This window comes from Marinobacter sp. DS40M6, from assembly GCF_028581595.1.
Classification (GTDB): Bacteria; Pseudomonadota; Gammaproteobacteria; order Pseudomonadales; family Oleiphilaceae; genus Marinobacter; species Marinobacter salarius.
The window spans coordinates 11,914-35,289 of sequence record NZ_JAFCAE010000004.1 but is presented as its reverse complement, the minus strand read 5'-3'; the positions used below and the strand labels follow the sequence as shown (position 1 = coordinate 35,289).

Sequence of the window (23,376 nt, the reverse complement as noted above, 5' to 3'; positions counted from 1 at the left end):
GGTGTCAGGCTGTTACCGGAACGCGGTCTATCAGGCGCTGGATAATAGCATCTGCAGTCAGGCCTTCGGCTTCGGCTTCGAAGGTCAGCAAAATACGATGGCGAAGAACGTCGAAGGCAATGTTCCGCACATCGTCCGGGCTGACGTAGTCCCGTCCTTCCAGCCACGCCATGGCTCTGGCGCAGCGGTCCAGCGCGATGGTGCCTCGTGGGCTGGCTCCGAAGGCGGTCCAGCGGGCCAGTTCCGGGTCGAGTGACGCCGGGTCACGGGTGGCCAGCACCAAAGCCAGCAGGTATTGCTCGACGGGCTCTGACATATAGATGTCGGAAACCGCATGCCGGGCTTCGAAAACCTGGTCGGCCGTCAGGCGGACTTCAGCGGCCACCTGCCCACGGCGGTAGTCGTTGCGCGCCAGGTGAAGAATCTCTTTTTCGGCCACGGCGGACGGATAGTCAATCACTACATGCATCAGGAACCGGTCGAGCTGGGCTTCAGGCAGGGGGTAGGTGCCTTCCTGTTCGATGGGGTTCTGGGTGGCCATTACCATGAACAGGCGATCCAGCGGGAAGGTGCGCATGCCGACACTGACCTGGCGTTCGCCCATGGCTTCGAGCAACGCTGACTGTACCTTGGCCGGCGCCCGGTTAATTTCATCAGCCAGCACCAGGTTATGGAAGATCGGGCCATGCTGGAACTCGAATTGCCCGGTTTCGGCTCGGTAGATCTCACTGCCGGTGACGTCGGATGGCAGCAGGTCCGGGGTGAACTGGATACGGTGAAAGTCGCCTTCGAGGTGGTCGGCGAGGGCCTTGATGGCGGTGGTTTTTGCCAGGCCGGGAGCGCCCTCAACCAGCAGGTGGCCATCGGCCAGCAGGGCAATCAGCAAACGGTCCACCAGTTTTTCCTGGCCAATAATCCTTTTTGCTAACTGAGACCTGAGCTCTCCAAACGTATGCTGTAATGCCATGGGGGGTGTTCACTCCTACTGCAGAGACGGTTCGCGTAAGTAGATGCCGCAGTTTTCGCATCTGTGGGGCAAAAATCAAGGCTTTGACTATGCTTATGTGACGGTACACCGATTACGTTTATTTCACACTCACAGAGGTCGACTATGAATGCGCTGACGATCGCCAGCAAGGAACAGTTTTTCCAACAGCTGGACGAAGCTTTCGCTGAAAAAATAGCGAAAACCGAAGCGAAAAAGATCAGTGAATTCGCGAAGCAGCATTATGCTCACATTCCTCTTGAAGAACTTATAAGTCGACGATTTTCCGATACCTATGGGGCTATCCTCGCGGCCTGGCAATTTCTTCAGAAACGGTCCGCCGAGGAAACCCCTGTGTCCGTGTTCAATCCGGACCTCGAAAGTGATGGCTGGCAGTCAACGCATACTGTCATTTTTATTCTTCATCCGAACATGCCGTTTCTAATCGATTCCCTGCGAATTGCCATCAACCAGCGGGAAATCGGTACCCACTCGATTCAGCACTCCATACTTCAGGTGGAGCGGGACACTCAGGGCAAACTGAAAAAACTGCATCCTCCGAAAAAGAAGTCCGCCAATGCCAGCTACGAGGCGTTCATTGTGCTGGAGATTGACCGGCATAGCAGCCCGGAAGACCTGAGATCGCTTGAAGAGGTGCTGCAAACCATTCTTCATGAAGTCCGAATAGCGGTCAGTGACTTCCCGATTGTGACTGAAAAAGTCAATGAAATCAGCCGGGAGCTGGATAATACCACGGCCGGTATCGACGAGGAGGAAAAGGAAGAGGCGAAGGCCTTCCTGGCGTGGCTGGTCAAGGACCACTTCACCTTCCTTGGCTACGACGAATACGATTTCGCCAAGGACAAGAGCGGGTTGGTGGTCCGCCGTGTGGAGAATTCCGAACTGGGCATCCTGCGGGTGAACAACGAGCGCCCGGATCGCGTTCGGCTCAATGAATTGCCACAGCGCACCCGGCATGAAATGACCCGCACCGATGATATCTTCATTTTCGCGAAGTCGGCCCAGCGTTCACGGGTTCACCGTCCGGCCTATCCGGACTACATCGCCGTCAAGAAGTTCAACAGCAAGGGCGAGGTGGTCGGCGAGCGCCGTTTCCTGGGGTTGTATACCTCACGGGTCTACAACGAGCGCCCGGATGAAATTCCCCTGCTGCGCCGCAAGTTCCAGACGGTCATGCGGCGGTCGGGGTTCCTGCGTGATGACTACGCGGGCAAGGAACTGGATCAGATCCTCACGGTGTATCCCCGGGACGAACTGTTCCAGATAGAGCCGGGCGAGCTGCTGTCCGTCGCCAAGAGCATTCTCTATATTCAGGAACGTCGTCGTATCGAGCTGTTCATGCGGGAAGACGTGTATGGCCAGTTCGTGACCTGCCTGGCGTTCTTCCCCCGGGATATCTACAACACCGAGTTGCGCCTGAAGGTCGAACAGGAGTTGCTGGAGACCCTGGGTGCCGAAGACATCGAATTTGTGACCCACTTTTCCGAATCGGTTCTGGCGCGGGTGCAGTTCACGATACGGGTGCCCCAGGTGGAAAACCGGCAGCTTCCGATTTCCGAGATTCGTGACAAGGTGATCGGGCTGGCACAGTCCTGGCGTGATGGCCTGCTGGAAGCGCTGACCGAGGCCTATGGCGAAGAGCAGGGTAACGAGATGTTCCGCGTGTACTCTGGCGGTTTCCCTGCCAGTTACAAAGACATGTTCTCGCCCCGGCGTGCTGCCATTGATCTTGAGCATATCTCCGGTGCAGCTGAGGAAAAGCATCTCACCATGAGCTTCTATCGGGCTCTGGAAGAGGATGAGAGTACGCTTCACTTTAAGCTTTTCTACCCGGATGAGCCGCTGCCGCTGTCCGATGTGATGCCCATATTCGACAATCTGGGTTTCCGGGTGATCGGCGAGCACCCCTTTGAAGTCAGTGACCGGAAAGGCAAGACCGTATGGATACACGACTTCACCCTGCAGGCGCACAGTGGGAAAGTGGTGGATATCCATCGTATCCGGCCTATTTTCGAGGATCTGTTCCGTCGCGTGTGGTACGGCGATGCCGAGAATGACGCCTTCAACAGGCTGCTGCTGTCCTCCTATATGAGCTGGCGGGAGATCGCCTTGCTGCGGACCTTCGCCCGTTACATGCGTCAGATCCGCTTTTCCAACAGCCAGACCTTTATCTCCAACACCCTGGTCAACCATGTGGACCTGACGCGGTTGTTGCTGGAATTCTTTGAGGTGCGCTTCAATCCGGAGCGTTACCAGAGCGAGGGCAAAAGTGCGGCTGCGCAACAGAAGCTTGAGATCGAGTTCAACGCCGGGCTGGATGAGGTAGAGAACCTGAGTGAAGACCGGGTCCTGCGCCTGTTCCTGGAGCTGATGCAGGCTACCCTGCGTACCAACTATTACCAGCCCGACGGCGAAGGTAAGACAAAGCCCTATATCAGTGTGAAATTCGACCCCTCCCGCATTCCGGATATGCCGCTGCCCATGCCCATGTTCGAGATTTTCGTCTACTCACCGCGGGTTGAGGGCGTGCATCTGCGTGGTGGCAAGGTGGCCCGAGGGGGCTTGCGCTGGTCCGACCGTTTCGAGGACTATCGCACCGAGATTCTCGGGCTGGTGAAAGCCCAGCAGGTCAAGAACGCGGTGATCGTGCCAGTCGGTGCCAAGGGCGGTTTCGTGGCCAAACGCCTTCCGGACATGTCGGATCGCGAGGCCTTCCAGGCCGAGGGCATCGAGGCCTATAAAACGTTCATCCGTGGCCTGCTGGACATTACCGACAACCTGGTGGACGCCGGTATCCAGCCGCCAGCGTCGGTGATTCGTCACGATGAGGATGACCATTACCTGGTTGTGGCTGCGGACAAGGGGACTGCAACCTTCTCGGACATCGCCAATGGTCTGGCGGCAGAGTATGGCTTCTGGATGGGGGATGCTTTTGCCTCCGGTGGCAGCAACGGTTATGACCACAAGAAAATGGGCATAACCGCCCGTGGTGCCTGGGTGTCCGTGGAACGCCATTTCCGCGAGCTGGGCATCAACCCGGCCCTGGATGAGTTCACCGCCATCGGTATCGGTGATATGGCGGGAGACGTGTTCGGCAACGGCCTGCTTTCATCGGAAAAGACAAAGTTGGTCGCCGCCTTCAACCATGTGCATATTTTTATCGATCCGGCGCCGGACGCGGCGAAAAGCTACAAAGAGCGTAAGCGTTTGTTCGAGCTACCACGCTCGTCCTGGACTGATTACGACACCAGCCTGATTTCCAAAGGTGGTGGCATCTTTAATCGCAGCGCCAAATCCATTCCAGTCAGCCCGGAAATGAAGAAACTACTGGGGATTAAATCCGACCGGGTGCCGCCCAACATGTTGATTACCCACATTCTGAAGGCCCAGGCTGACCTGCTTTGGGTGGGTGGCATTGGAACCTACGTCAAGGGTCAGGGCGAGTCCCACGGGGACGTTGGGGACAAGGCCAACGATGCGGTTCGTATCAACGGTTCTGAGCTGCGCTGCAAGATTGTGGGCGAAGGTGGGAACCTGGGCCTGACGCAGTTCGGGCGTATCGAGTTCGCGCTACGCGGCGGCCGGCTCAATACCGACTTCATCGACAACTCCGGCGGTGTGGATTGCTCCGACCACGAAGTGAACATGAAGATCCTCCTGAACCAGGCGGTTGCGATGGGGGATCTAACGGATAAACAGCGCAACATCATGCTGGAGGAAATGACGGATGATGTGGCCGCCCTGGTGCTCAAGAACAATTATCGGCAGACCCAGGCCATCAGTATTGCCAGTGTGGGGGCCATTACCCGGCTCGAAGAATACCGCCGGCTGATGAACACCATGGAAAGCGAGGGCAAGCTGAATCGCAGTCTGGAATTCCTGCCTGACGACGAAACCCTGTCCGAGCGTAAGCTGGACAAGAAAGGGTTAACCCGTCCGGAACTGTCCGTGCTGATTTCCTACGTCAAGGGGGATCTGAAGCAGACCCTGATCGACAGCAGTTTGCCGGATGAGCCCCTGTTGGCTGGGGAAATGTACAAGGTGTTTCCTCAGGACCTGACCCGCAAGTTCTCCAAAGAGCTGGGTGAGCACCAATTGCGCCGTGAGATCATTGCGACGCAGATTGCCAACGACATGGTCAACCACATGGGGATCACCTTCGTGGAGCGGTTGAAGCAGTCAACCGGGGCCGACGCGGCGTCGATTGCGTTGGCCTGGATCATCGCTCGTGATGTCTTCCGGCTGGACACTTGGTGGGACAAGGTGGAATACCTGGATTACTTTATCCCGGCCAAGGTTCAGATGGATCTGATGGGTGACCTGATGCGACTGATTCGCCGAGCTGTTCGCTGGCTGCTGCGCAACCGCCGGGCAGAACTTGGTATTCAGAGCCATATGGAGCGTTTCGCCGACAGCGTCTGGAAGATCACGGCCGACCTGCCGGATTATCTCGGCGAACAGGCTTGTGCTGATTGGAAAAAACGCCATAACGAACTGGTCGAGTCTGGCTTGCCGGAAGATCTGGCCTCTGTGGCGGCAGGTACCAGCTACCTCTATTCGTCTCTCGGCATCATCGAGGCCCGCGAGGCAACGGGCATGCCTCTGAAAACCGTCGCCAACCTCTATTACGATCTCGGCGACAAGCTGGATCTGAACTGGTTTGCCAACGCCATTGCAGCCCTGGTGCCCGCGTCTCACTGGCAGGCCCTTGCGAGGGAGAGTTTCCGTGAGGACCTGGATTGGCAACAGAGGGCGTTGACCACGGGTGTACTCAGGCTGGCTGCAAAGCCTGGGGATGTCAGCGGTGCTGTTGATAACTGGATGGCGCGGCACAGCACCATGATAAGCCGCTGGAAGTCCATGCTGACGGAACTCAAAGGGGTACGTGAACCGGAATATGCGATGTTTTCCGTGGCGTTGCGAGAGCTACTGGATCTGGCTCAGAGCACCATGCACGAACATCACGACTCCGACCTGACTCAGACCAGTTGATGATTGATTTATGTCGCGGATTGCCGTTCAATTCTGGGCAATGTTGATCATTAGGAGGAGGTTTGATGGGGCAGCTTGATCATTTGCTGGACAATAACAAGGCCTGGGCCGATGGCATCAAGAGCCAGGACCCTCAGTTTTTTGACCGCCTGTCCAACCAGCAGGCACCAGAGTACCTCTGGATTGGCTGCGCGGACAGTCGGGTACCGGCCAATCAGATTGTTGACCTGATGCCTGGTGAGCTGTTTGTGCACCGAAACGTGGCCAATGTGGTGGTACACACAGACTTCAATTGCCTGTCGGTACTTCAGTTCGCCGTTGACGTGCTTAAGGTCAAGCATGTCCTCGTCGTTGGTCATTATGGCTGCGGGGGAGTTAAGGCGGCCCTGAACAATGAGGGCTTTGGCGTGATTTCGAACTGGCTGCGGCATGTTCAGGACGTTCGAGACAAACACCAGGGCATTCTTGATGGCCTGGCGACCGATCAGGACCGCGTGGACCGCCTGTGCGAGTTGAACGTGGTGGAGCAGGTTGGCCATGTCTGTCAAAACAACATTGTGCAGGAGGCCTGGCGTCGTGGGCAGGCGTTGACCGTGCACGGATTCGTCTACGACGTGGCCGACGGCATCCTTCGGGATATGGGGCTGTCCATTAGCTCCGAGGCCGATCACGAGGCCGTCAAACAAAACAGCATTGATGAACTGGTGTTGAGGCCGGTCCGTGCAGGTCGCCATAAAAATTGACGCAAAAAATGTCAAATTGTGTCAATTATTCGTGACAGGCGTCACTTTCTGACCCGGCACGTCATCACAGTTAACCTCCTGAAGGATTGTTACACTGAATTCGTAACATATCAGGAGGTTAACCATGCGAGAGATCGTTCAAAAAGCGCTCAGTGCCATGAGTCAGCGCAAAACGACGCAGTCCACCCAGGCTCGTCGCCGCACCAGTGAAACGACGCCGCAGCCGGAATCAGTGGAAGATTGGGGTATGTCGCCAGAAGACGCTTTGCGAGCCAACACGGTTGCCCGCTACAAGTAGGAGGCCGGAGTTGTAATCTGCCGGTTTCTGACCGCCCGGGCCAAGACTCAGGGCTCAATTCCGGTTAGAGTATCCCGCCTGATACGAACGCCGGGATACGCTGATCAATGTCTGCACTGCCTAATTCCCACGAAGTCCTGCTCAAGAACCAGAATCTGTTGCGTGGTCGCCTGGCCATTATTGGCATGGTCGATCCCGCGTTGCTTCCCCGGTTGCCGGATCGGGGACTGACGATTTCCGAACACTTTGGCAATTACCAACAGCTGCTGGCCGTCAGTGGCTGGACGGCGGCTTTTGGCTATGATGCGCCGGAGTTGTCATCGGGCATGGCCGATACCCTGGTGGTGTTCCTCCCCAAGGCCCGAGTTGAGTTGTCGGTAAGGCTTGAGTTGGCACTTTGGCTGGCGGCCGAAGGTGCTCGACTGGTCTTGGTGGGCGAAAAGAAAGAAGGTATTGCAGGCGCTGTGAAGCAGCTGAAGGAGCTTGCACCGCAAGCATCGAAGGCAGACAGTGCCCGCCACTGCCAGGTCTGGCAAGCCGATAGCCTGCCCAGGCGCCCAGTGTTTGACCTTCAACGTTGGCTTCAGTGGCATCCGGTTGAGTGCGAGGGAGTTGGCTTCAGGATGGCCGGCTTGCCGGGTATATTCAGTGACGGTGAGCTGGATGATGGTACCGCCATGCTGTTGCAAACCCTTGCTGACTCACCGCTGGGAAAAGGACCCGTGCTGGATTTTGCCTGCGGCGCAGGTGTTATCGGCACCTGGTTGCAGTTGCACCAACGAACCGCGGAGCAGGGCGTTTTTCCGGTCGACGGCGTAGACGTGCAGTTCCAGGCCGTTGCCTGTGCTCGTGCGACCTACCGGGAGGCGGGCGTGGATGGCTTGATTCACGCCTCCGACGGGTTGTCCGGCGTCGACGGCCGCTACGCTGCAGTTGTCACTAATCCGCCATTCCATACCGGTATCCGTACCGATACATCCATGACTGAGCGGTTCCTGCAGGGTGTGGCAAAGCACCTGGAGCCCGGCGGTGAGTTGCGCCTGGTGGCGAACACGTTTCTTCCCTATGAAGCACTGATCCGTCGTCACGTCGGGCCGGTCAAGACGATCGCCGGCGACCGACGCTTCACGGTGTGGAGCGCCCGCCGTCACTGAATTGTCGTCTGGCTGTCATACGGTCGTCATTGCCATCGGACAAGGTATGAATAATCCTTGAGCAGGCCGGTGGGGGAAGCCGATGCATCAGTACCGGAGCGTTTTCATTTCCGATGTTCACCTGGGATCCGCCGATTGTCAGGCGGACTACCTTCTGGATTTTCTCGACAACGTCAGCTGCGAGACCCTGTACCTGGTCGGGGATATCGTTGATCTGATCGCTATGCAACGGCGGGTGCACTTCCCGGAAAGCCATCAGGCGGTTGTGAGGCGGTTTATGGCTATTGCCGCTGCCGGCACGCGGGTGGTTTATGTGCCTGGCAATCACGATGAATTTCTGCGGCACTTCTGCGGCCAGACGTTGGCAGGTATCGAGTTGAAGCAAAAAGCCATTCACACGACGGCGGACGGTCGCCGGTTCGTGGTCTGCCATGGCGACCAGTTTGATCAGGTGGTGCGCTGCAGCCCCTTGATGCTGCTGGTAGGCGATAGGGCTCATGGCCTTCTGCTGCGCCTGAACCGCTGGTTCAATGCCTGGCGGCGCTTACGCCGCAAGCCATACTGGTCCCTGGCGGCCTGGGTCAAAAGCCGTATCGGCAAGGCGCGGTCATTCATTCGACGCTTCGAACTGGCTGCTCTGACGGCGGCAGAACGCGGACACTATGACGGTTTTATATGTGGTCACATCCACTCCGCTGGCTTTCTGCGCAGTCAGGAAGGACTCTACTGCAACGACGGTGACTGGGTGGAACACTGTACGGCGCTGGTGGAGAGGCACGATGGTAAGCTGGATATCCTGCACTGGTCCGAACAGCCGGGCATCCTTGCTTCGGAGCCTGCACAGCCCGCCCCTGAGTTCAGCGGCGGCCAGCGCCCCGTCATCGACGTTCTGTCGCCTGCGTTTATCGAAAGCATCAATGCGACGCCAAAATAGCGGTTTTTTTCGGGCATAAAAAAGCCCCTGGGGTGAGGGGCAAGAAGGTTTGCTACCACAACAAACGGAGCAACCTGAAATCGTTCTTTCAGAGTAGGGTTAATTTCTAGAGTAATCAGCCTAGAATGTCCGCAGTTTTCTGAATGACGATGCGGATGCCTAAAATGACAAGTGAGGTTCTAACATTCAGTGGCGGGCGCTTGCCCCTGAAACGCCCCGGTGGAGGCCACACCCTTCGGGCCTGGGACGCCGCTGATGAGCAGTTGCTGGAGCAGGTTCTGGAGCGTTGCACGCCGCAGAGCCACCCACGGGTGTTGATCATTGACGACCAGTTTGGGGCTTTGACCCTGGGTCTGGCGCCTTTCTTCCCTGTTTCCTTTGCCGATAGCTGTCTCCTCTCTGAATCCCTGGTTATTAATGCTCCGGCCGATCTGTCTATTCCGGCACCAAAGAGCTGGCTGGAGCTGCCGGAAGGGCCCTTCGATCTTGTTGTTATGAGGATTCCCCGGCAACTGGACTACCTGGCGTGCCTGTTGCGGTGGGTGAACAGCGTTCTGTCACCCGAAGGCAAGCTGATTGCCGGTGGCATGATCAAGCACCTGCCGTCACACAGCGCTGATGTGTTTGGGGAACTGGTCAACACCCGGGAAGTCTGTCCCGCGCGCAAAAAAGCGAGGGTGGTGGTTGCCGCCCGGGGTGAGGATACGTTGCGGGAGTGGCCGAATTTCTGGCGGGGATACAGGTTGTCGTCCCGGTACGAGCTATCGGGTATGCCAGCGGTGTTCGCCAGAGCAAAGCTGGATATCGGTTCGCGGTTGCTGCTGCCGGTCATTGAGCGGAAGATTGCGGATCTCGCCCCTGGAGCACGGGTACTGGATCTGGCTTGCGGAAACGGTGTGCTTGGGCTGACGGCCCTGGCCCGCAATCCGGCGCTTGAGATTGCGTTCGCGGACGTTTCCAGTCAGGCGGTTGCCAGCGCACGTCAAAATATCCTGACGGCTTTCCCGGACGCTGTCGCGAGCTTTTATCACAGTGATGGTATTCCGGAGGCGGCTGACCGTTATGATCTGGTGCTGTTAAACCCGCCATTTCATGAAGGCGGTGTGGTCGGTGACCATATTGCCCTTCGTCTCTTCAGTCAGGTGGCTCGGCACCTGTCCCCTGGCGGATGTATGTTGCTGGTGGGGAATCGGCACCTGGGTTATCACCGCAGTCTCCGTCACTACTTTGGCCAGGTGCGACAACTCGATGCAGACCCAAAGTTTGTGGTGTTCGAAGCCTCTGTTCAGGAGGGTGGCCGGTCGTAACCCATGCGTGCCAGCGTATCAACGATGGTCTGGGTCTGACTGTCGATCTCGATGTTAACCCGGTCGCCGACCGTCATATCGGCAAAGGTGGTTGCCCGCAGGGTCTCGGGGATCAGGTGAACGTTGAAGCGATTATCATTGACGTCGCCAATGGTCAGGCTGGCGCCGTTGATGGCGATGTAGCCTTTGGGAAAGATATAGCGAGCCCATGCCTGCGGCACCTCGAATTCGATGGTGCAATTGTTCTCGGGGCGGTCGATCGCGACGATATCGGCCGTGGTGTGCACGTGGCCGGAGAGGAGGTGCCCGCCGATTTCGTCGCCTATCCGGGCCGCACGTTCGAAATTGATGCGATCCCCTGGCTTCAGCTTTCCCAGGGTGGTCAGGCGCAGCGTTTCCTGCATGGCATCGAAATAAAGATTCTGGCCTTCCTGTCGCGTTACCGTCAGGCAGGTGCCGTCGATGGACACTGACGCACCAATGGTCACGTTGTGAGCCTGATTTTCCGGAAAGCGGATGCTGAAGGTGCTCAGACCGGGCACGGCAGAAATCTCGTCAACGATGGCAATACCCTGAACAATGCCTGTAAACATGTCTCAACCTCGACGACTGGTGTCTGTAGCCGTATAGGGCCACACTTGATGGTCGCAAGGATAGCGATCCTGTGGGTCGGTGCCAAGCCATCGTGACCATCTCAGGTATGCTCAGGCACGCTCAGGCATGTCTCTGTGACTCAAGGATCCGGGCCGTTGGCCGATAAACGGTAAGGGCAGGGTGTCGACGACAGCTATTGGCCCGGTGATCCATGACGGACAATCAACCATGGCAGAGAACGAAAACGTACGTCAGAGAACCAGCGATACCGCGCGTGGAGGAGAGCCCTTGCTGCGTAGGGGGCGGCCCGCGGACCCTCATCCGGAAACGGGTGATGCGGGGCGGGTGGCCGGTGCTGCTACTGCTACTGGTGCTGAAGTTCCTGCCAACCGCCCCGAGCGGGGTGCAACGGCCTCTGCTGGCCGGCTTGAGACTGACGACATTCCAGCGAGCGATGAGTCTGTTAAGGAATCGTCGACGGGTGAGAGCCCTCAGAACATCGAAAAAACCCTGGCGGAGTCGCGTCAACGTAAGCTTCGTTTGATGCTGCGCCAGTGCGACCGTGTGTTGCTGCTGGATTTCGACTTGTTGGCTCTGCCTGACTGGCCGGATAATTACACGCTTGCTGCGGCCCGGCGAAATCGTGACATCTGGCTGTTTGGTGCGTTGTTGGCGGCGGTGGTTTTTCTCAGCGGTATGACCGGCTTTGTGCCAGCGTGGATTGCCGGCGGTGGTTTTGGTGCCTTTGTCATCATCCTGCTACTGGGAGTGCCAGGTGTTCGCCGCCTTTATACGTCGCGGCCCTCGTATCTGGATCTGGTCATCCGCCGTCAGAGGATGATTCGCGACGCACGCAAGCACATCGAACACCTGGAAGGGAAAGAGGGGCTGGTGTGGCAGTGTGCTCGTATGGCCGAGTTTAACTCGGCTCTGAAAGCGACCCGGTTCAGTGAACTGCTGGCATTATCCGAACGGCGGGTATTGGCTCGGAACCTGACCCGGCGGGAACATATCCGTCTTTATCTGATCTATCTTCTGGAGGCTGAGAAAGCTTACGGACGGGCACAGCAGGCTTTTTTCGAGGGGCACCAGCAGGCCATTGACCGGGGCTGGTCATCGGTAGCTGCAGAGCCGGGGGACAGAGCTTGACATAGCTGCCGGTCAAACGTATGTTTCAAACAGACGTTTGCTTAGAGGCACTGATAATAAAATGGCTCAGTCTGATACGGTTGACCGAATTCTTGATGCAGCGGAAGAGCTCTTCGCCGAGCGGGGGTTCTCCGAAACTTCCCTTCGCATGATTACCAGTAAGGCTAAGGTAAATCTCGCTGCTGTCAATTACCACTTTGGTTCTAAAAACGCCCTGATCCATGCGGTGTTTGCCCGCTTCCTGACGCCATTCTCCGCCACGCTGGAGGATGCGTTCGATGATCTGGAGGCGAAATGCGACGGCGAACCGCCAACGTTGAACCAGACTCTATGGGCGCTAACTGAAAGCGCAGTACGCATGCCGCAGCGCAATGAAAAAGGTATTTCCATATTCATGCGTTTGCTCGGCCTGGCCTATACGCAGTCCCAAGGCCATCTTCGGAAATTTCTTGAGCAGGAATATAGCCAGCCGTTCAGCCGCTTTATGCGCCTGCTCAAGGAAGCGACGCCGCAATTGTCCGCGGTCGACCGCTACTGGCGCATTCAGTTCATGCTTGGTGCGACAGCGTTTACCATGTCCAGCAGTGATGCCCTGCGGGATATTCTGCAGAACAAGCTGGGTGTGGAAACCACGGTCCAGGAAATTGCAGCACGACTTGTGCCCTTCCTGGCGGCAGGTATGCAGGCTGATGACGCCATGCTGGTGCCACCTGCCCATAAAACCTCGGTTGCCTGAGTCGCTCGCTCTCGGTTAGGCTTCCGGTTGGTTTGTTCACCGGGAGCCTGACGCCGCATGCCACGTAATCCTGTTTCCATACCTGTTCCCGGAATCGAGATCAGTCTCAATGCGCAAACGCTGACACTGTTTCCTGGCGACACATCAAAGCCTCTCTCCTATCCCGTTTCGACGGCACTTAATGGCCCCGGTGAGCGCCAGAGCAGTGGGTGCACGCCCACGGGCCGGCATTACGTGCGCGCGATGGTGGGTGATGGCCTTCCCCTGAATACCGTATTCATCGCCCGCCGGCCCACCGGGGAGGTTTATTCCGAACAATTGGCGCGTCAGTTTCCCGAACGTGACTGGATACTGTCCAGAATTATCTGGTTATGTGGGCTTGAGTCGGGGAGAAATCGGGGCTCCGGGGTCGATAGTTTTCGTCGGTTCATATACATTCACGGCACACCGGATACCGAACCCATGGGCGTTCCGCGCTCCCATGGTTGCATACGCATGAGGAATGCCGACGTTGCTGACCTATACGACCGTGTCTCGCCGGGCCTGCCCGTCACGATACGATAGCGCCGGCGGTTGTCACTAAACCGGTTGTCATCAAACCGAGGGAAACGATGATCGAAGAAGCACCTTCCATACTCAATACCTGGATTCAGGACTGGAATCTGCTGTCAGAGAGCTGGCGAGTGGGGCTCGTGGTTTTCGCTCTGGTGGCTGGCACCGCGGTGGTTGCCTACATTGCGAGTTTCATCGTGGGCGCCGTCGAACGACGTTTCCAGAAAACCGACAACCTCTGGGACGACGCACTGCTTCACGCTGCGCGGAAGCCAGTGGTCGCGTTCGTCTGGCTGCAGGGTGTGTATTGGGCGGCAGAGGTTGCTCACCACTACTCGGAAGCCGAAATCTTTTCAGTCAATCAAACCATTTTGCAGATTGGCTTTGTTTTCCTGCTGGTCTGGACGCTGCTTCGGCTGATCAAACAGGGGGAACAGATTCTCGCTTCTCCGCTGAAGATGAAAAAGCCGATGGATTACACCACGGTCAATGCGGTGAGCAAGCTGTCCCGGACCGTTGTTATCATCACCGCGGTATTGATTGCCATGCAATCCCTTGGTTACAGCATATCCGGGGTGCTGGCCTTTGGTGGTGTTGGTGGTATCGCTGTGGGCTTTGCCGCCAAGGATCTGCTGGCCAACTTTTTTGGCGGGTTCATTATCCATCTGGACAGGCCATTCAAGGTCGGCGACTGGGTTCGCTCTCCCGATCGTAATATCGAGGGCGTGGTGGAGCACATCGGCTGGCGGCTGACTACGATTCGCACCTTTGACAAGCGCCCGCTCTACGTGCCGAATGCTGCCTTTACGACCATTGCCGTAGAAAACCCCTCGCGCATGCACAACCGCCGTATCTCTGAAACCATTGGTATACGCTACGTGGATGTCAGTGGCATGGCTGAGGTTGTGGCGGACATCCGGTCCATGCTGGAGAACCACGAGGACATCGACCAGGACCAGACCCTGATCGTGAATTTCCTGGCCTTTAACGACTCGTCGCTGGATATCATGGTTTATACCTTTACCAAGACCATCGAATGGGTGAGGTTTCATGAGGTCAAGCAGGACGTACTGCTGAGGATTAGCGAGATCATTGAAAGCCATGGTGCCGAAGTTGCCTTTCCGACCCGCACGCTTCACCTGCCTGACGGGGTGCGTGTCGCGTCGAACGGCAAGCCGGCAAAAGGTCGTAGCGATTCGGATTCGTCAGATGAGGCCGTTGACGAAGATGTTGAACAGGGACGTGCGCCTGTTTCCGGAAGCGAACACTCTTCGGAAACACGTGGCGATAGTAACCAGGCGGACGGGGACTGATCATGGGTGTGAATAACCAAGTTGCCCCCGTGGGAATCATCGGGGGAACCGGGCTCACGACGTTGTCTGGGCTGGAAATCACGGGTGAGCGGGTTGTCGACACGCCCTGGGGTGAGCCGTCGTCGGTTTTGGTGGACGGCCTGCTCGGGGATCAGCCGGTGGTGTTCCTGTCTCGCCACGGAAACCCTCACCGTATTCCTCCGCATCAGGTGAACTATCGCGCCAATCTCCATGCGCTCCAGCAGGCGGGAGTACGTACGGTGGTCGGTGTTAATGCTGTTGGCGGGATCCATGCCGATATGGGGCCTGCCCATATCGTGATTCCCGATCAGATCATTGACTACACCTGGGGCAGGGCGAGTACGTTCTTTGAGGGCGAGTTGGAGGAAACCACGCACATTGACTTCACCTTCCCATATTCAGAGTTGGCCCGGGCGCTGTTGATTGATGCAGCTCGTACAGTGGGTTGTTCGTTCTCGGATTTCGGTGTTTACGGTGCAACACAGGGGCCCAGACTGGAGACCGCAGCGGAAGTACGTCGCCTTGAGCGGGACGGCTGTGACCTTGTCGGTATGACGGGAATGCCGGAAGCGGCTCTGGCGGCTGAACTGAAGATGAATTACGTGTGCCTGGCGCTGGTGGTTAACCGCGCGGCAGGGAAGTCGGATCACATCATAACGATGACTGAGATCGAGGTCGCTATCGACCAGGGCATGTCCGGCGTCAAGCGGATCCTCGAAATCGCCATTGGCGGGCTTGGAGCCCTTACTCCTCAACCTTCTTGAAAAACACCAGCACGCCAATGGTGGGGGAGTCGAGGAAATGGACTTCCTCGCTGCGCATGCGGCGTGTTTCCCGTATCCAGGTGATTAACTCCGCCTTTGGCTGACTGGCGCTGGAAACCTGCGTCTGATCTGCTCTTGCAATGTCGCCACCCGTTGCCATTGAGGCCAGCGAGTCCCGGGCTTCATCGTTTTCGAGGGCAGGCTGGTCATTGCCCGTAGCTTCCTGCCCAGCACCGTCGTCCATTGGCTGATTGTTACCGCTTGCCGTCGCTGCTTCGTCTGAACTCTGGCTGAGCGTGGTCTGTTGCAATGACAGGGGCTGCCAGTGGTTGAGGTGGACATCCACGTGGAGATAGCGTTGTCGATCGATGGTGATATGGCCTTCCACTTCCCGGAGCCCGGCATCGGCCAGCCAATCGCCAATAGCGACCTTCAGGGGTTCTCCGTCAAAGTCAGGGGGGAAAGACTGGTACCACCCTGTGGCCAGGAGTATCCGGAAGCGGCCACTGTTTTCCAGTCGGTTGGCGGCTGTCCGCAGGTGAAGCTGGCTTCGCGGGACCAACTGTCGGGTGGTTTCCGCGGTTCCGTTGCGATCCACGGCTCGAAGTATTTCGGTGATGTCCAGGTTGGTCGGCTCTGGAATTCGGTTGGCCATTTTCTCGTTGACATCGGCCGGATCGACGATCCTTTCGAGGATTACGAACTCAGCCCGGTAGTAGTCTTCACGGGGAGGCTGGGCCTGTGACGCAGCGTTGTCGCGTCCCTGTTCTTCGGATGTTGCGCCTGCGGCGGGCCCGGATGATTCCTGGGCTGACACCCAGGGTGACAGGGCCAGCAGGGCCGCCAGAAATAGGGCGCGTGTTCCGTACAACGGTTTACCGGGCGTTCGCAAGGGCATTGCTCCAATGTTCCTGTGATCATCAGGGGGCGCTGAACCGGTTGTTTCAGGAGGCCAGCTGCCCCAGCATGTCGGAAATGCCGTCGAGTTTACCACTGGTTGAGGCATCCTTCAGCCGGAAACGGAAACTGTTGGCGCCTTCCAGCCGATACTGGTCTGGCGAGGATTGCACTTTTTTAACCAGAACCAGCGGATCCACTGGCGTAGAACTGCCGAATTCCAGCCTGGCCCATTCTTTTCCGGCGTCCACCTTCACGATTCCCAGGGCTTCCGCGTGGATTCGGAGCTCGGACTGTCGAATCAGGTTTTTTGCCGGTTCCGGTAATAGTCCGAAGCGGTCGATCATTTCAACCTGAAGTTCTTTTAATCCATCTTTGTCGTTCACGCTGGCGATTCGCTTGTAAAGCATGAGCCGGTTGTGGACATCGGGCAGGTAATCCTCGGGGATCAGCGCTGGTATGCGAAGGTTCATTTCCGTGCCGTGGCTCAGCGGCAACTCGGCATTAGGCGTTCTGCCGTCGCGTATTGCTTCCACGGCTTCGTCCAGTAGCTGCATGTAAAGCGTAAAACCAATGCTTTCGATCTGGCCGCTTTGCTCTTCTCCCAGCAACTCCCCGGCGCCGCGAATTTCGAGGTCGTGGGTGGCCAGCATGAAGCCGGCACCCAGGTCCTGCGCTTCCGAGATGGCTTCAAGGCGCTTTTTCGCGTCGGCGGTGATGGACCGGGGTGGTGGTGTCAGCAGATAGGCGTAGGCCTGATGGTGAGAGCGCCCGACACGGCCGCGGAGCTGGTGCAGCTGTGCCAGCCCGAACTTGTCCGCGCGCTCGATGATAATGGTGTTGGCGCTGGGAATGTCGATGCCGGTTTCGATAATGGTGGTGCACACCAGCACGTTGAAGCGCTTGTGATAGAAGTCCGACATGATCTGTTCCAGCTCGCGCTCGCGCATCTGGCCATGGGCAACGCCCACGCGTGCTTCCGGGATCAGTTGGCGCAGATCCTCGGCGGTTTTCTCGATGGTGGCCACATCGTTGTGCAGGAAGTACACCTGGCCGCCCCGCAGCACCTCCCGCAGGATGGCTTCCTTGACCATGGCCTCGTCCCGCTGTCGCACAAAGGTTTTTACCGACAGGCGTCGCGCGGGGGGCGTGGCGATGATCGACAGATCCCGCAGGTGCCCCATGGCCATGTTGAGGGTGCGGGGGATCGGTGTGGCGGTCAGGTTCAGCATGTCCACCTCGGCACGCAGGGCCTTCAGACGTTCTTTCTGCTGGACGCCGAACCGGTGTTCTTCATCGATGATCACCAGGCCCAGGTTCTTGAACTTGATGTCACCCTGGAGCAGCTTGTGTGTGCCGATAACAATATCGGCTTTGCCGGCTTCGATGGCGGCCATCGCTTTGGTGGTTTGCCCGCCGCTCCGGAAACGGCTGAGTAGCTCGACATGGACGGCGGTATCCGAGAAGCGGTCGCGGAAGGATTCGTAATGCTGCTGCGCCAGCAGGGTGGTAGGCACCAGCACAGCGACCTGCTTGCCGGAGTATGTCGCCATGAAGGCAGCGCGCATGGCCACTTCGGTCTTGCCGAAGCCAACATCGCCACAGACCAGGCGGTCCATGGGTTTTTCACTGACCATGTCCTCGAACACAGCCTCAATGGCCGCCTGCTGGTCCGGGGTTTCCTCAAAGGGGAAACCGGCGGCGAAGGCACGGTAGGCTTCTTTGGGGTCTTCAAAGGCAAAGCCCTTGCGGGCCTCCCGGCGCGCGTAGACATCCAGTAGTTCCGCTGCAGTATCGCGGATTTTCTCCAGAGCCTTTTGTTTGGCGTTGCTCCAGCGATCCGTGCCCAGCTTGTGCAAAGGCGCGTGATCAGTATCCGAACCGGTATAGCGGGAAATCAGATGCAGGCTGGAAACTGGTACATAGAGTTTCGAGCCGCCGGCGTATTCCAGCATCAGGAATTCGCTGGCTTCGCCTTCAACGGTAATGGTTTCCAGGCCCTGATAGCGGCCAACGCCATGGTCTATATGAACCACCGGCGCGCCAATGCGTAGCTCGGACAGGTCCCGGTAGCCGGCATCGTCGGCCTCGGTTGGTTTCTCCCGGCGCCGCCGCTGCAGCACCCGTTCACCGAAGAGGGCTGTTTCCGTGATCAGAGCGAGGTGATGGTCAGGCAATAGCAACCCATATTCCATGGGTGCGACGGTAATGCCGAGGGTGGCGGGCGGGTCGCTGACAAAGGCCTGCCAGTTTTCCAGAGTCGACAGTTTGAGGCCATGGTCAGCCAGGTTCTCAATCAGCGCCTCACGTCGGCCAGAGGACTCCGCACAGATCAGGACCCGACCGTGGAACTCACTGATAAAGCGCTTGAGGCGCCCAGCCGGGTCTGCGGCACGGCCATCCATCGCAACATCGGGCATGACGTCGGTCTGGCAATTGCGGCCGCCGCTGGACTCAGTGGCTTCCGTGGTCATTGTTACCCGGGGAAATCCCTTGAGCAGGCCGAACAGCTCGTCCTTCTGGAGGAAAAGTTCTGCTGGCGGCAGGATAGGACGCATCCGGTCGTGGCGACGGTCCTCGTAGCGTGCACGGGTGTCGGCGTCGAAGGCGCTGGCGGCCTCGTTAAGTCCGGATGCTGTGAATACCAGGGTTTCGCCGGGCAGGTAGTCAAAGAGCGTTGCCGTCTGGTCGAAGAACAGGGGTAGATAGTACTCGATCCCCGGCGGTGTAATGCCGTGGGTGACGTCCTGGTAGATCGGGGCGTCTTTATCGGCATGGGGAAACTGCTCAAACCACCGGTTACGGAACCCTGAGCGGGCTTCTTTGTGCCAGGGAAATTCGTTGGCGGGCAACAGCTCAATGCGTTCAATTCGGTCGATCGAGCGCTGGGTTTCCGGATCAAAGGTTCGCAGTGTTTCAATTTCGTCATCGAACAGGTCGATGCGGTAGGGGCGGGTGGCGCCCATGGGAAAAATGTCCAGGATAGCTCCGCGCACTGCGTATTCGCCGTGTTCATAGACATTATCGGCGTGCCGGTAGCCGGCTGATTCCAGCTGCATTCGCCAGTTGTCGATATCCAGTGACTGCCCAACCTCAAGAAGCAGAGTGTTGCCCTGCAGGTAACTGACCGGCGGCAGCCGGTGCATCAGGGTGCGGGCGGGCACCACCAGGACGCCGTGGTTTGTGGTTGGCAACCGGTGTAGAGCCCGGATTCGACGGGAGGTAATGTCCTGGTGTGGTGAAAACAGATCGTAGGGCAGGGTTTCCCAGTCGGGCAGCGACAGTAGCTCGAGTCCATCCGGTGTGATGGCCGGTTGGTCTTCATCGGTGGGCAGGCCCAGATAGAATCGCATGGACTGCTCGAGGCGGATGGACTCCTCGGTGCTGCAGGTTATTACCAGTGTCAGGCCCTGATGGGCCCTGGCGCTCTCGCAGATGGCCAGGGCGTCGCTGCTGCCATGCAGTTGCCCCCAGATGCGGTGATCCGCAGCCTTGACAGGTGCGACCGGCGCAACCAGTGCGGTGTGTCTGTCGGAGTGGGCGGCGGCTTGCGTCATGGGCTGGTTCTTTCTCCTGGATGCATTGGGAGCCGGGGAGTGGCGAGGCGCGTATTCTACCGGCCAGAAGTGTCGCTGTCATGACAGCGGTCCAACAGTTACGAAAGGATTAACGGGGTGTATTTGCTGTCTGAGAAATAACGTTGGATAATACTGCCCCAATTTTCCAGGTTCCAACTGCAGAGGTTCAAGCGTGAGTCACGAACAGATCAACCAGCACCTGTCTAACTGGACGGAAAGAGAATCCACTGCGGAAGCCATGATTCCGCTGATCGGTCGCCTCTACCGTAAAAACAATGTGGTCACGTCCGTGTACGGCCGGTCCATTATCAACCAGTCGGTCATCGACATCATCCGCGCACACCGCTTCGTGCGTCAGGTTGAAGACAGCGAACTGTCCGTTCACAACACCCTGCCTATTCTGCAGGCGATGGACAAGATGGATCTCGGGCGTGGCCATGTCGATATTGGCAAGCTTGCGGTGAAGTTCAAGGAAGAAGGTGGGTCTCTTGACGACTTCCTCAAACGTGAGATTGGCCCGATTATCGGCGAGTACCAGACCCAGTCTCAGGAAGATGCCGAAAACGACACCAAGGATGTGGTGCTGTACGGTTTCGGGCGGATCGGGCGGCTGCTGGCGCGGATCATGATCGAAAAGGCCGGTGGCGGCAACAACCTGCGCCTGCGCGCCATCGTGGTCCGTCAGGGTGGGGCAAGCAATGACCTCGAAAAGCGTGCCAGCCTGCTGCGCCGTGATTCGGTTCACGGTCCTTTCAACGGTACGATTACCGTGGATGAAGAGAACTCTGCGCTGATCGCCAATGGCAACTTTATCAAGGTGATCTACTCGCCGGGCCCTGATCAGGTGGATTACACCCAGTACGGTATCAACAATGCGATCGTCATTGATAACACGGGTATCTGGCGTGACGAGGCTGGTCTTGGGCTGCACCTGAAATCCAAGGGCGTCAGCCGGGTTTTGCTGACTGCGCCGGGCAAGGGCGACATCAAGAATATTGTTCACGGCATTAACAACGACTGGATCACCCGTGAAGACAGGATCCTGTCAGCGGCGTCCTGTACCACCAACGCCATTACGCCGGTGCTCAAGGCCATTTATGATGAGTATGGTGTTGAGGACGGTCATGTCGAGACGGTTCACTCCTACACTAACGACCAGAACCTGATCGATAACTACCACAAGGGTAGCCGTCGTGGTCGCAGTGCCCCACTAAACATGGTTATTACCGAAACCGGTGCTGCGAAGGCCGTCGCCAAGGCGCTTCCGGAGTTGAAGGGCAAGCTTTCCGGTAACGCCATTCGCGTTCCCACTCCGAACGTGTCCATGGCAATCCTCAATCTCAACCTGGAAAAAGACGTAACGGTGGAGGGTGTTAACGAATACCTTCGCGATATGGCGCTGCACTCCGAGCTGCAGAAGCAGATTGACTTCGTCAACTCGCCGGAAGTGGTTTCCACCGATTTTGTCGGTTCCCGCCATGCCGGCATTGTGGATGCGCAGGCCACCATCGCCAATGGCAAGCGCCTGATCCTCTACGTTTGGTATGACAATGAGGCTGGTTACAGCGCCCAGGTGATTCGCGTGGTTAATCAGATGGCGGGTGTTACCTATCCGATCTTCCCGAAGCGGGTTAGAGGCTGACGAGCCCAAAAGTGCTCTGAGGCAATTAAGAAACCCCGGTCGTTTTCGCGACCGGGGTTTCTTTTTGGGCCCATGTAAACCACTCTCTGATTACGTTAAGGCACAAACTCCGTAGGGTTTCTGGTGGAAATAGTATTCCTTAATCTCTATAATTGGCGCGATTTTGGGTACGTCTGACACCCGCTTCCCATCGCTTTTCCTTAACCGGATGCCTGGCTGTGATTAACGCCGGTGGATCCGTTGCCCTGGCGCCATCATTCGGTTCAGGCCGGATTGGCACAACTGGGCGGCACGCGTCGGGCGTTACAAATCCATCGAATAGTTTCTGATGATTGGATGAGGCTAATGATCAAGATCAAAAAAGGCCTGGATCTTCCCATCAGCGGCGCTCCTGAACAGACCATTACAGACGGCAAACCCGTTCGCCATGTGGCGTTGATCGGTTTTGACTACGTAGGCATGAAGCCAACGATGGCTGTGAAAGAAGGTGACCGTGTAAAGCGCGGCACGCTGCTGTTTACGGACAAGAAGACCGAAGGCGTTCGTTATACTTCACCGGCAGCCGGTGTGGTCAAGGAAATCAACCGCGGCGAGCGCCGTGTGTTTCAGTCGGTTGTCGTTGAAATCGACGGCGACGAAGCTGAGACCTTTGCGCGTTACGATGCGTCTGATGTTGCCGGTCTGGAGCGTCAGCAAGTCGTCGATAACCTGGTCGAGTCCGGGTTGTGGACAACCTTCAAGACCCGTCCCTACAGTAAGGTGCCTGCCATTGATACGGCGCCGCATTCCATCTTCGTGTCCGTCATGGACACTAACCCGCTGGCAGCAGATCCCACAGTGATCATCCGTGAAAACGGTGCGGCCTTCGAACAGGGGCTGAAGATTCTCTCCAAGCTGACCACCGGTAAGGTGTTTGTGACCGGCAAGCCGGGCTCTGATGTGCCGGTTCCGTCTGACGACAGCGTGGAAGTTCAGCAGTTTGAGGGTGTTCATCCGGCGGGTAACGTAGGTACTCATATTCATTACCTCGATCCCATTGCCGGGGACAAAGTGGTATGGAGTATCGGCTACCAGGACGTCATTGATATCGCAAAACTGTTCGAGACCGGCGAGCTGTCGGTGAACCGTATTGTTGCGGTCGGTGGTCCGAAGGCCCTCAAGCCGCGCCTGATTCGTACCCGTGTCGGCGCCAACCTTGATGAACTTCTTGATGGTGAAATCGCCACGGACTGCGAGGTTCGCAAAATTTCCGGCTCTGTGTTCGGTGGTCGTCGTGGTGACGGGCCCTGTAACTACCTTGGTCGTTTCGCCAACCAGATCTCGGTTCTGGAAGAGGGCAACAAACGAGAGTTTATGGGCTGGCTGTCGCCGGGAGCCAACAAGTTCTCGGTTATGAACATCTACCTGTCCAAACTGGTCGGCGGAAAGCGGTTTGATATGACGACCACGACCAACGGCAGTGAGCGGGCGATGGTGCCAGTAGGGATGTACGAAAAGGTCATGCCTCTGGACATTCTGCCTACCCAGTTGTTGCGGTCTTTGATCGTGGGCGACACTGAAATGGCACAAAAACTGGGTGCGTTGGAGCTGGATGAAGAAGATCTGGCGCTGTGTACCTTCGTGTGCCCGGGTAAATACGAGTACGGTCCGATTCTCCGTGAGAACCTGACCAGAATCGAGATCGAGGGCTAAAACG

General features: G+C 57.5%; 17 protein-coding genes. 13 read left to right on the top strand and 4 right to left on the bottom strand.

The genetic code is table 11. The features are described 5' to 3' along the window. Positions 1–4: 4 nt before the first annotated feature. Entirely contained in the window at positions 5–967 is a 963-nt protein-coding gene (locus JJO78_RS10905; RefSeq protein WP_036204929.1) for an AAA family ATPase, read from the bottom strand. Positions 968–1,111: 144 nt separating this feature from the next. Between JJO78_RS10905 and JJO78_RS10900 the strand changes: the two genes are divergently transcribed. The 6 genes from JJO78_RS10900 (at position 1,112) to JJO78_RS10875 (ending at position 10,434) form a co-directional block, all read left to right on the top strand. After that, positions 1,112–5,998 carry an NAD-glutamate dehydrogenase gene (locus tag JJO78_RS10900; protein ID WP_036204931.1) on the top strand — a complete coding sequence of 1,629 codons (4,887 nt, stop codon included), beginning with the start codon at positions 1,112–1,114 and terminating at the stop codon, positions 5,996–5,998. A gap of 65 nt (positions 5,999–6,063) precedes the next feature. Beyond that, positions 6,064–6,741 carry a carbonate dehydratase gene (can, locus tag JJO78_RS10895; protein WP_036204933.1) on the top strand — a complete coding sequence of 226 codons (678 nt, stop codon included), beginning with the start codon at positions 6,064–6,066 and terminating at the stop codon, positions 6,739–6,741. Between the two features lie 124 nt (positions 6,742–6,865). Further along, on the top strand, positions 6,866–7,039 hold the full coding sequence (locus tag JJO78_RS10890) for a hypothetical protein (protein WP_164732115.1): 174 nt from the start codon (positions 6,866–6,868) through the stop codon (positions 7,037–7,039). Between the two features lie 107 nt (positions 7,040–7,146). Next, complete coding sequence (locus JJO78_RS10885) at positions 7,147–8,193, top strand: class I SAM-dependent methyltransferase (RefSeq protein ID WP_127401620.1); 1,047 nt, start codon at positions 7,147–7,149, stop codon at positions 8,191–8,193. Positions 8,194–8,275: 82 nt separating this feature from the next. Continuing rightward, complete coding sequence (locus JJO78_RS10880; protein ID WP_041333720.1) at positions 8,276–9,127, top strand: UDP-2,3-diacylglucosamine diphosphatase; 852 nt, start codon at positions 8,276–8,278, stop codon at positions 9,125–9,127. A 164-nt stretch (positions 9,128–9,291) separates the two neighbouring features. Beyond that, entirely contained in the window at positions 9,292–10,434 is a 1,143-nt protein-coding gene (locus tag JJO78_RS10875; RefSeq protein ID WP_085680054.1) for a class I SAM-dependent methyltransferase, read from the top strand. Here the strand turns inward: JJO78_RS10875 and JJO78_RS10870 are convergent. After that, positions 10,413–11,027 (bottom strand): riboflavin synthase, encoded by a 615-nt coding sequence (locus JJO78_RS10870; RefSeq protein ID WP_041333724.1) that lies wholly within the window; start codon positions 11,025–11,027, stop codon positions 10,413–10,415. The genes JJO78_RS10875 and JJO78_RS10870 overlap by 22 nt on opposite strands. A 229-nt stretch (positions 11,028–11,256) precedes the next feature. Here JJO78_RS10870 and JJO78_RS10865 point away from each other — a divergent pair, with 229 nt between their 5' ends. From JJO78_RS10865 to JJO78_RS10845, 5 genes are all read left to right on the top strand, one after another. Continuing rightward, positions 11,257–12,177: a hypothetical protein gene (locus JJO78_RS10865; RefSeq protein WP_085680056.1), complete on the top strand. Its 921-nt coding sequence runs from the start codon at positions 11,257–11,259 to the stop codon at positions 12,175–12,177. 61 nt (positions 12,178–12,238) lie between these two features. Next, complete coding sequence (locus JJO78_RS10860) at positions 12,239–12,913, top strand: TetR/AcrR family transcriptional regulator (protein ID WP_007153921.1); 675 nt, start codon at positions 12,239–12,241, stop codon at positions 12,911–12,913. Positions 12,914–12,970: 57 nt separating this feature from the next. Further along, positions 12,971–13,477 (top strand): L,D-transpeptidase, encoded by a 507-nt coding sequence (locus JJO78_RS10855; RefSeq protein ID WP_082040526.1) that lies wholly within the window; start codon positions 12,971–12,973, stop codon positions 13,475–13,477. 47 nt (positions 13,478–13,524) lie between these two features. After that, a complete protein-coding gene (locus JJO78_RS10850; protein WP_036204949.1) occupies positions 13,525–14,778 on the top strand; it encodes a mechanosensitive ion channel family protein in 1,254 nt (417 codons plus the stop codon). Positions 14,779–14,780: 2 nt separating this feature from the next. Then, on the top strand, positions 14,781–15,563 hold the full coding sequence (locus tag JJO78_RS10845; protein ID WP_036204951.1) for an S-methyl-5'-thioinosine phosphorylase: 783 nt from the start codon (positions 14,781–14,783) through the stop codon (positions 15,561–15,563). On the opposite strand, the gene JJO78_RS10840 is transcribed toward JJO78_RS10845, so the two are convergent. Both JJO78_RS10840 and mfd read right to left on the bottom strand, forming a co-directional pair. Then, positions 15,544–16,461, bottom strand: a complete 918-nt coding sequence (locus JJO78_RS10840; protein ID WP_075194761.1) for a CsiV family protein — start codon at positions 16,459–16,461, stop codon at positions 15,544–15,546. The genes JJO78_RS10845 and JJO78_RS10840 overlap by 20 nt on opposite strands. A gap of 46 nt (positions 16,462–16,507) precedes the next feature. Next, positions 16,508–20,017: a transcription-repair coupling factor gene (gene mfd / locus JJO78_RS10835; RefSeq protein WP_085680058.1), complete on the bottom strand. Its 3,510-nt coding sequence runs from the start codon at positions 20,015–20,017 to the stop codon at positions 16,508–16,510. 259 nt (positions 20,018–20,276) lie between these two features. Here mfd and JJO78_RS10830 point away from each other — a divergent pair, with 259 nt between their 5' ends. Together JJO78_RS10830 and JJO78_RS10825 are read left to right on the top strand one after the other, a co-directional pair. Then, a complete protein-coding gene (locus JJO78_RS10830) occupies positions 20,277–21,680 on the top strand; it encodes a glyceraldehyde-3-phosphate dehydrogenase (RefSeq protein ID WP_369810894.1) in 1,404 nt (467 codons plus the stop codon). Between the two features lie 345 nt (positions 21,681–22,025). After that, complete coding sequence (locus tag JJO78_RS10825; protein ID WP_036204959.1) at positions 22,026–23,372, top strand: Na(+)-translocating NADH-quinone reductase subunit A; 1,347 nt, start codon at positions 22,026–22,028, stop codon at positions 23,370–23,372. Positions 23,373–23,376 lie beyond the last annotated feature (4 nt).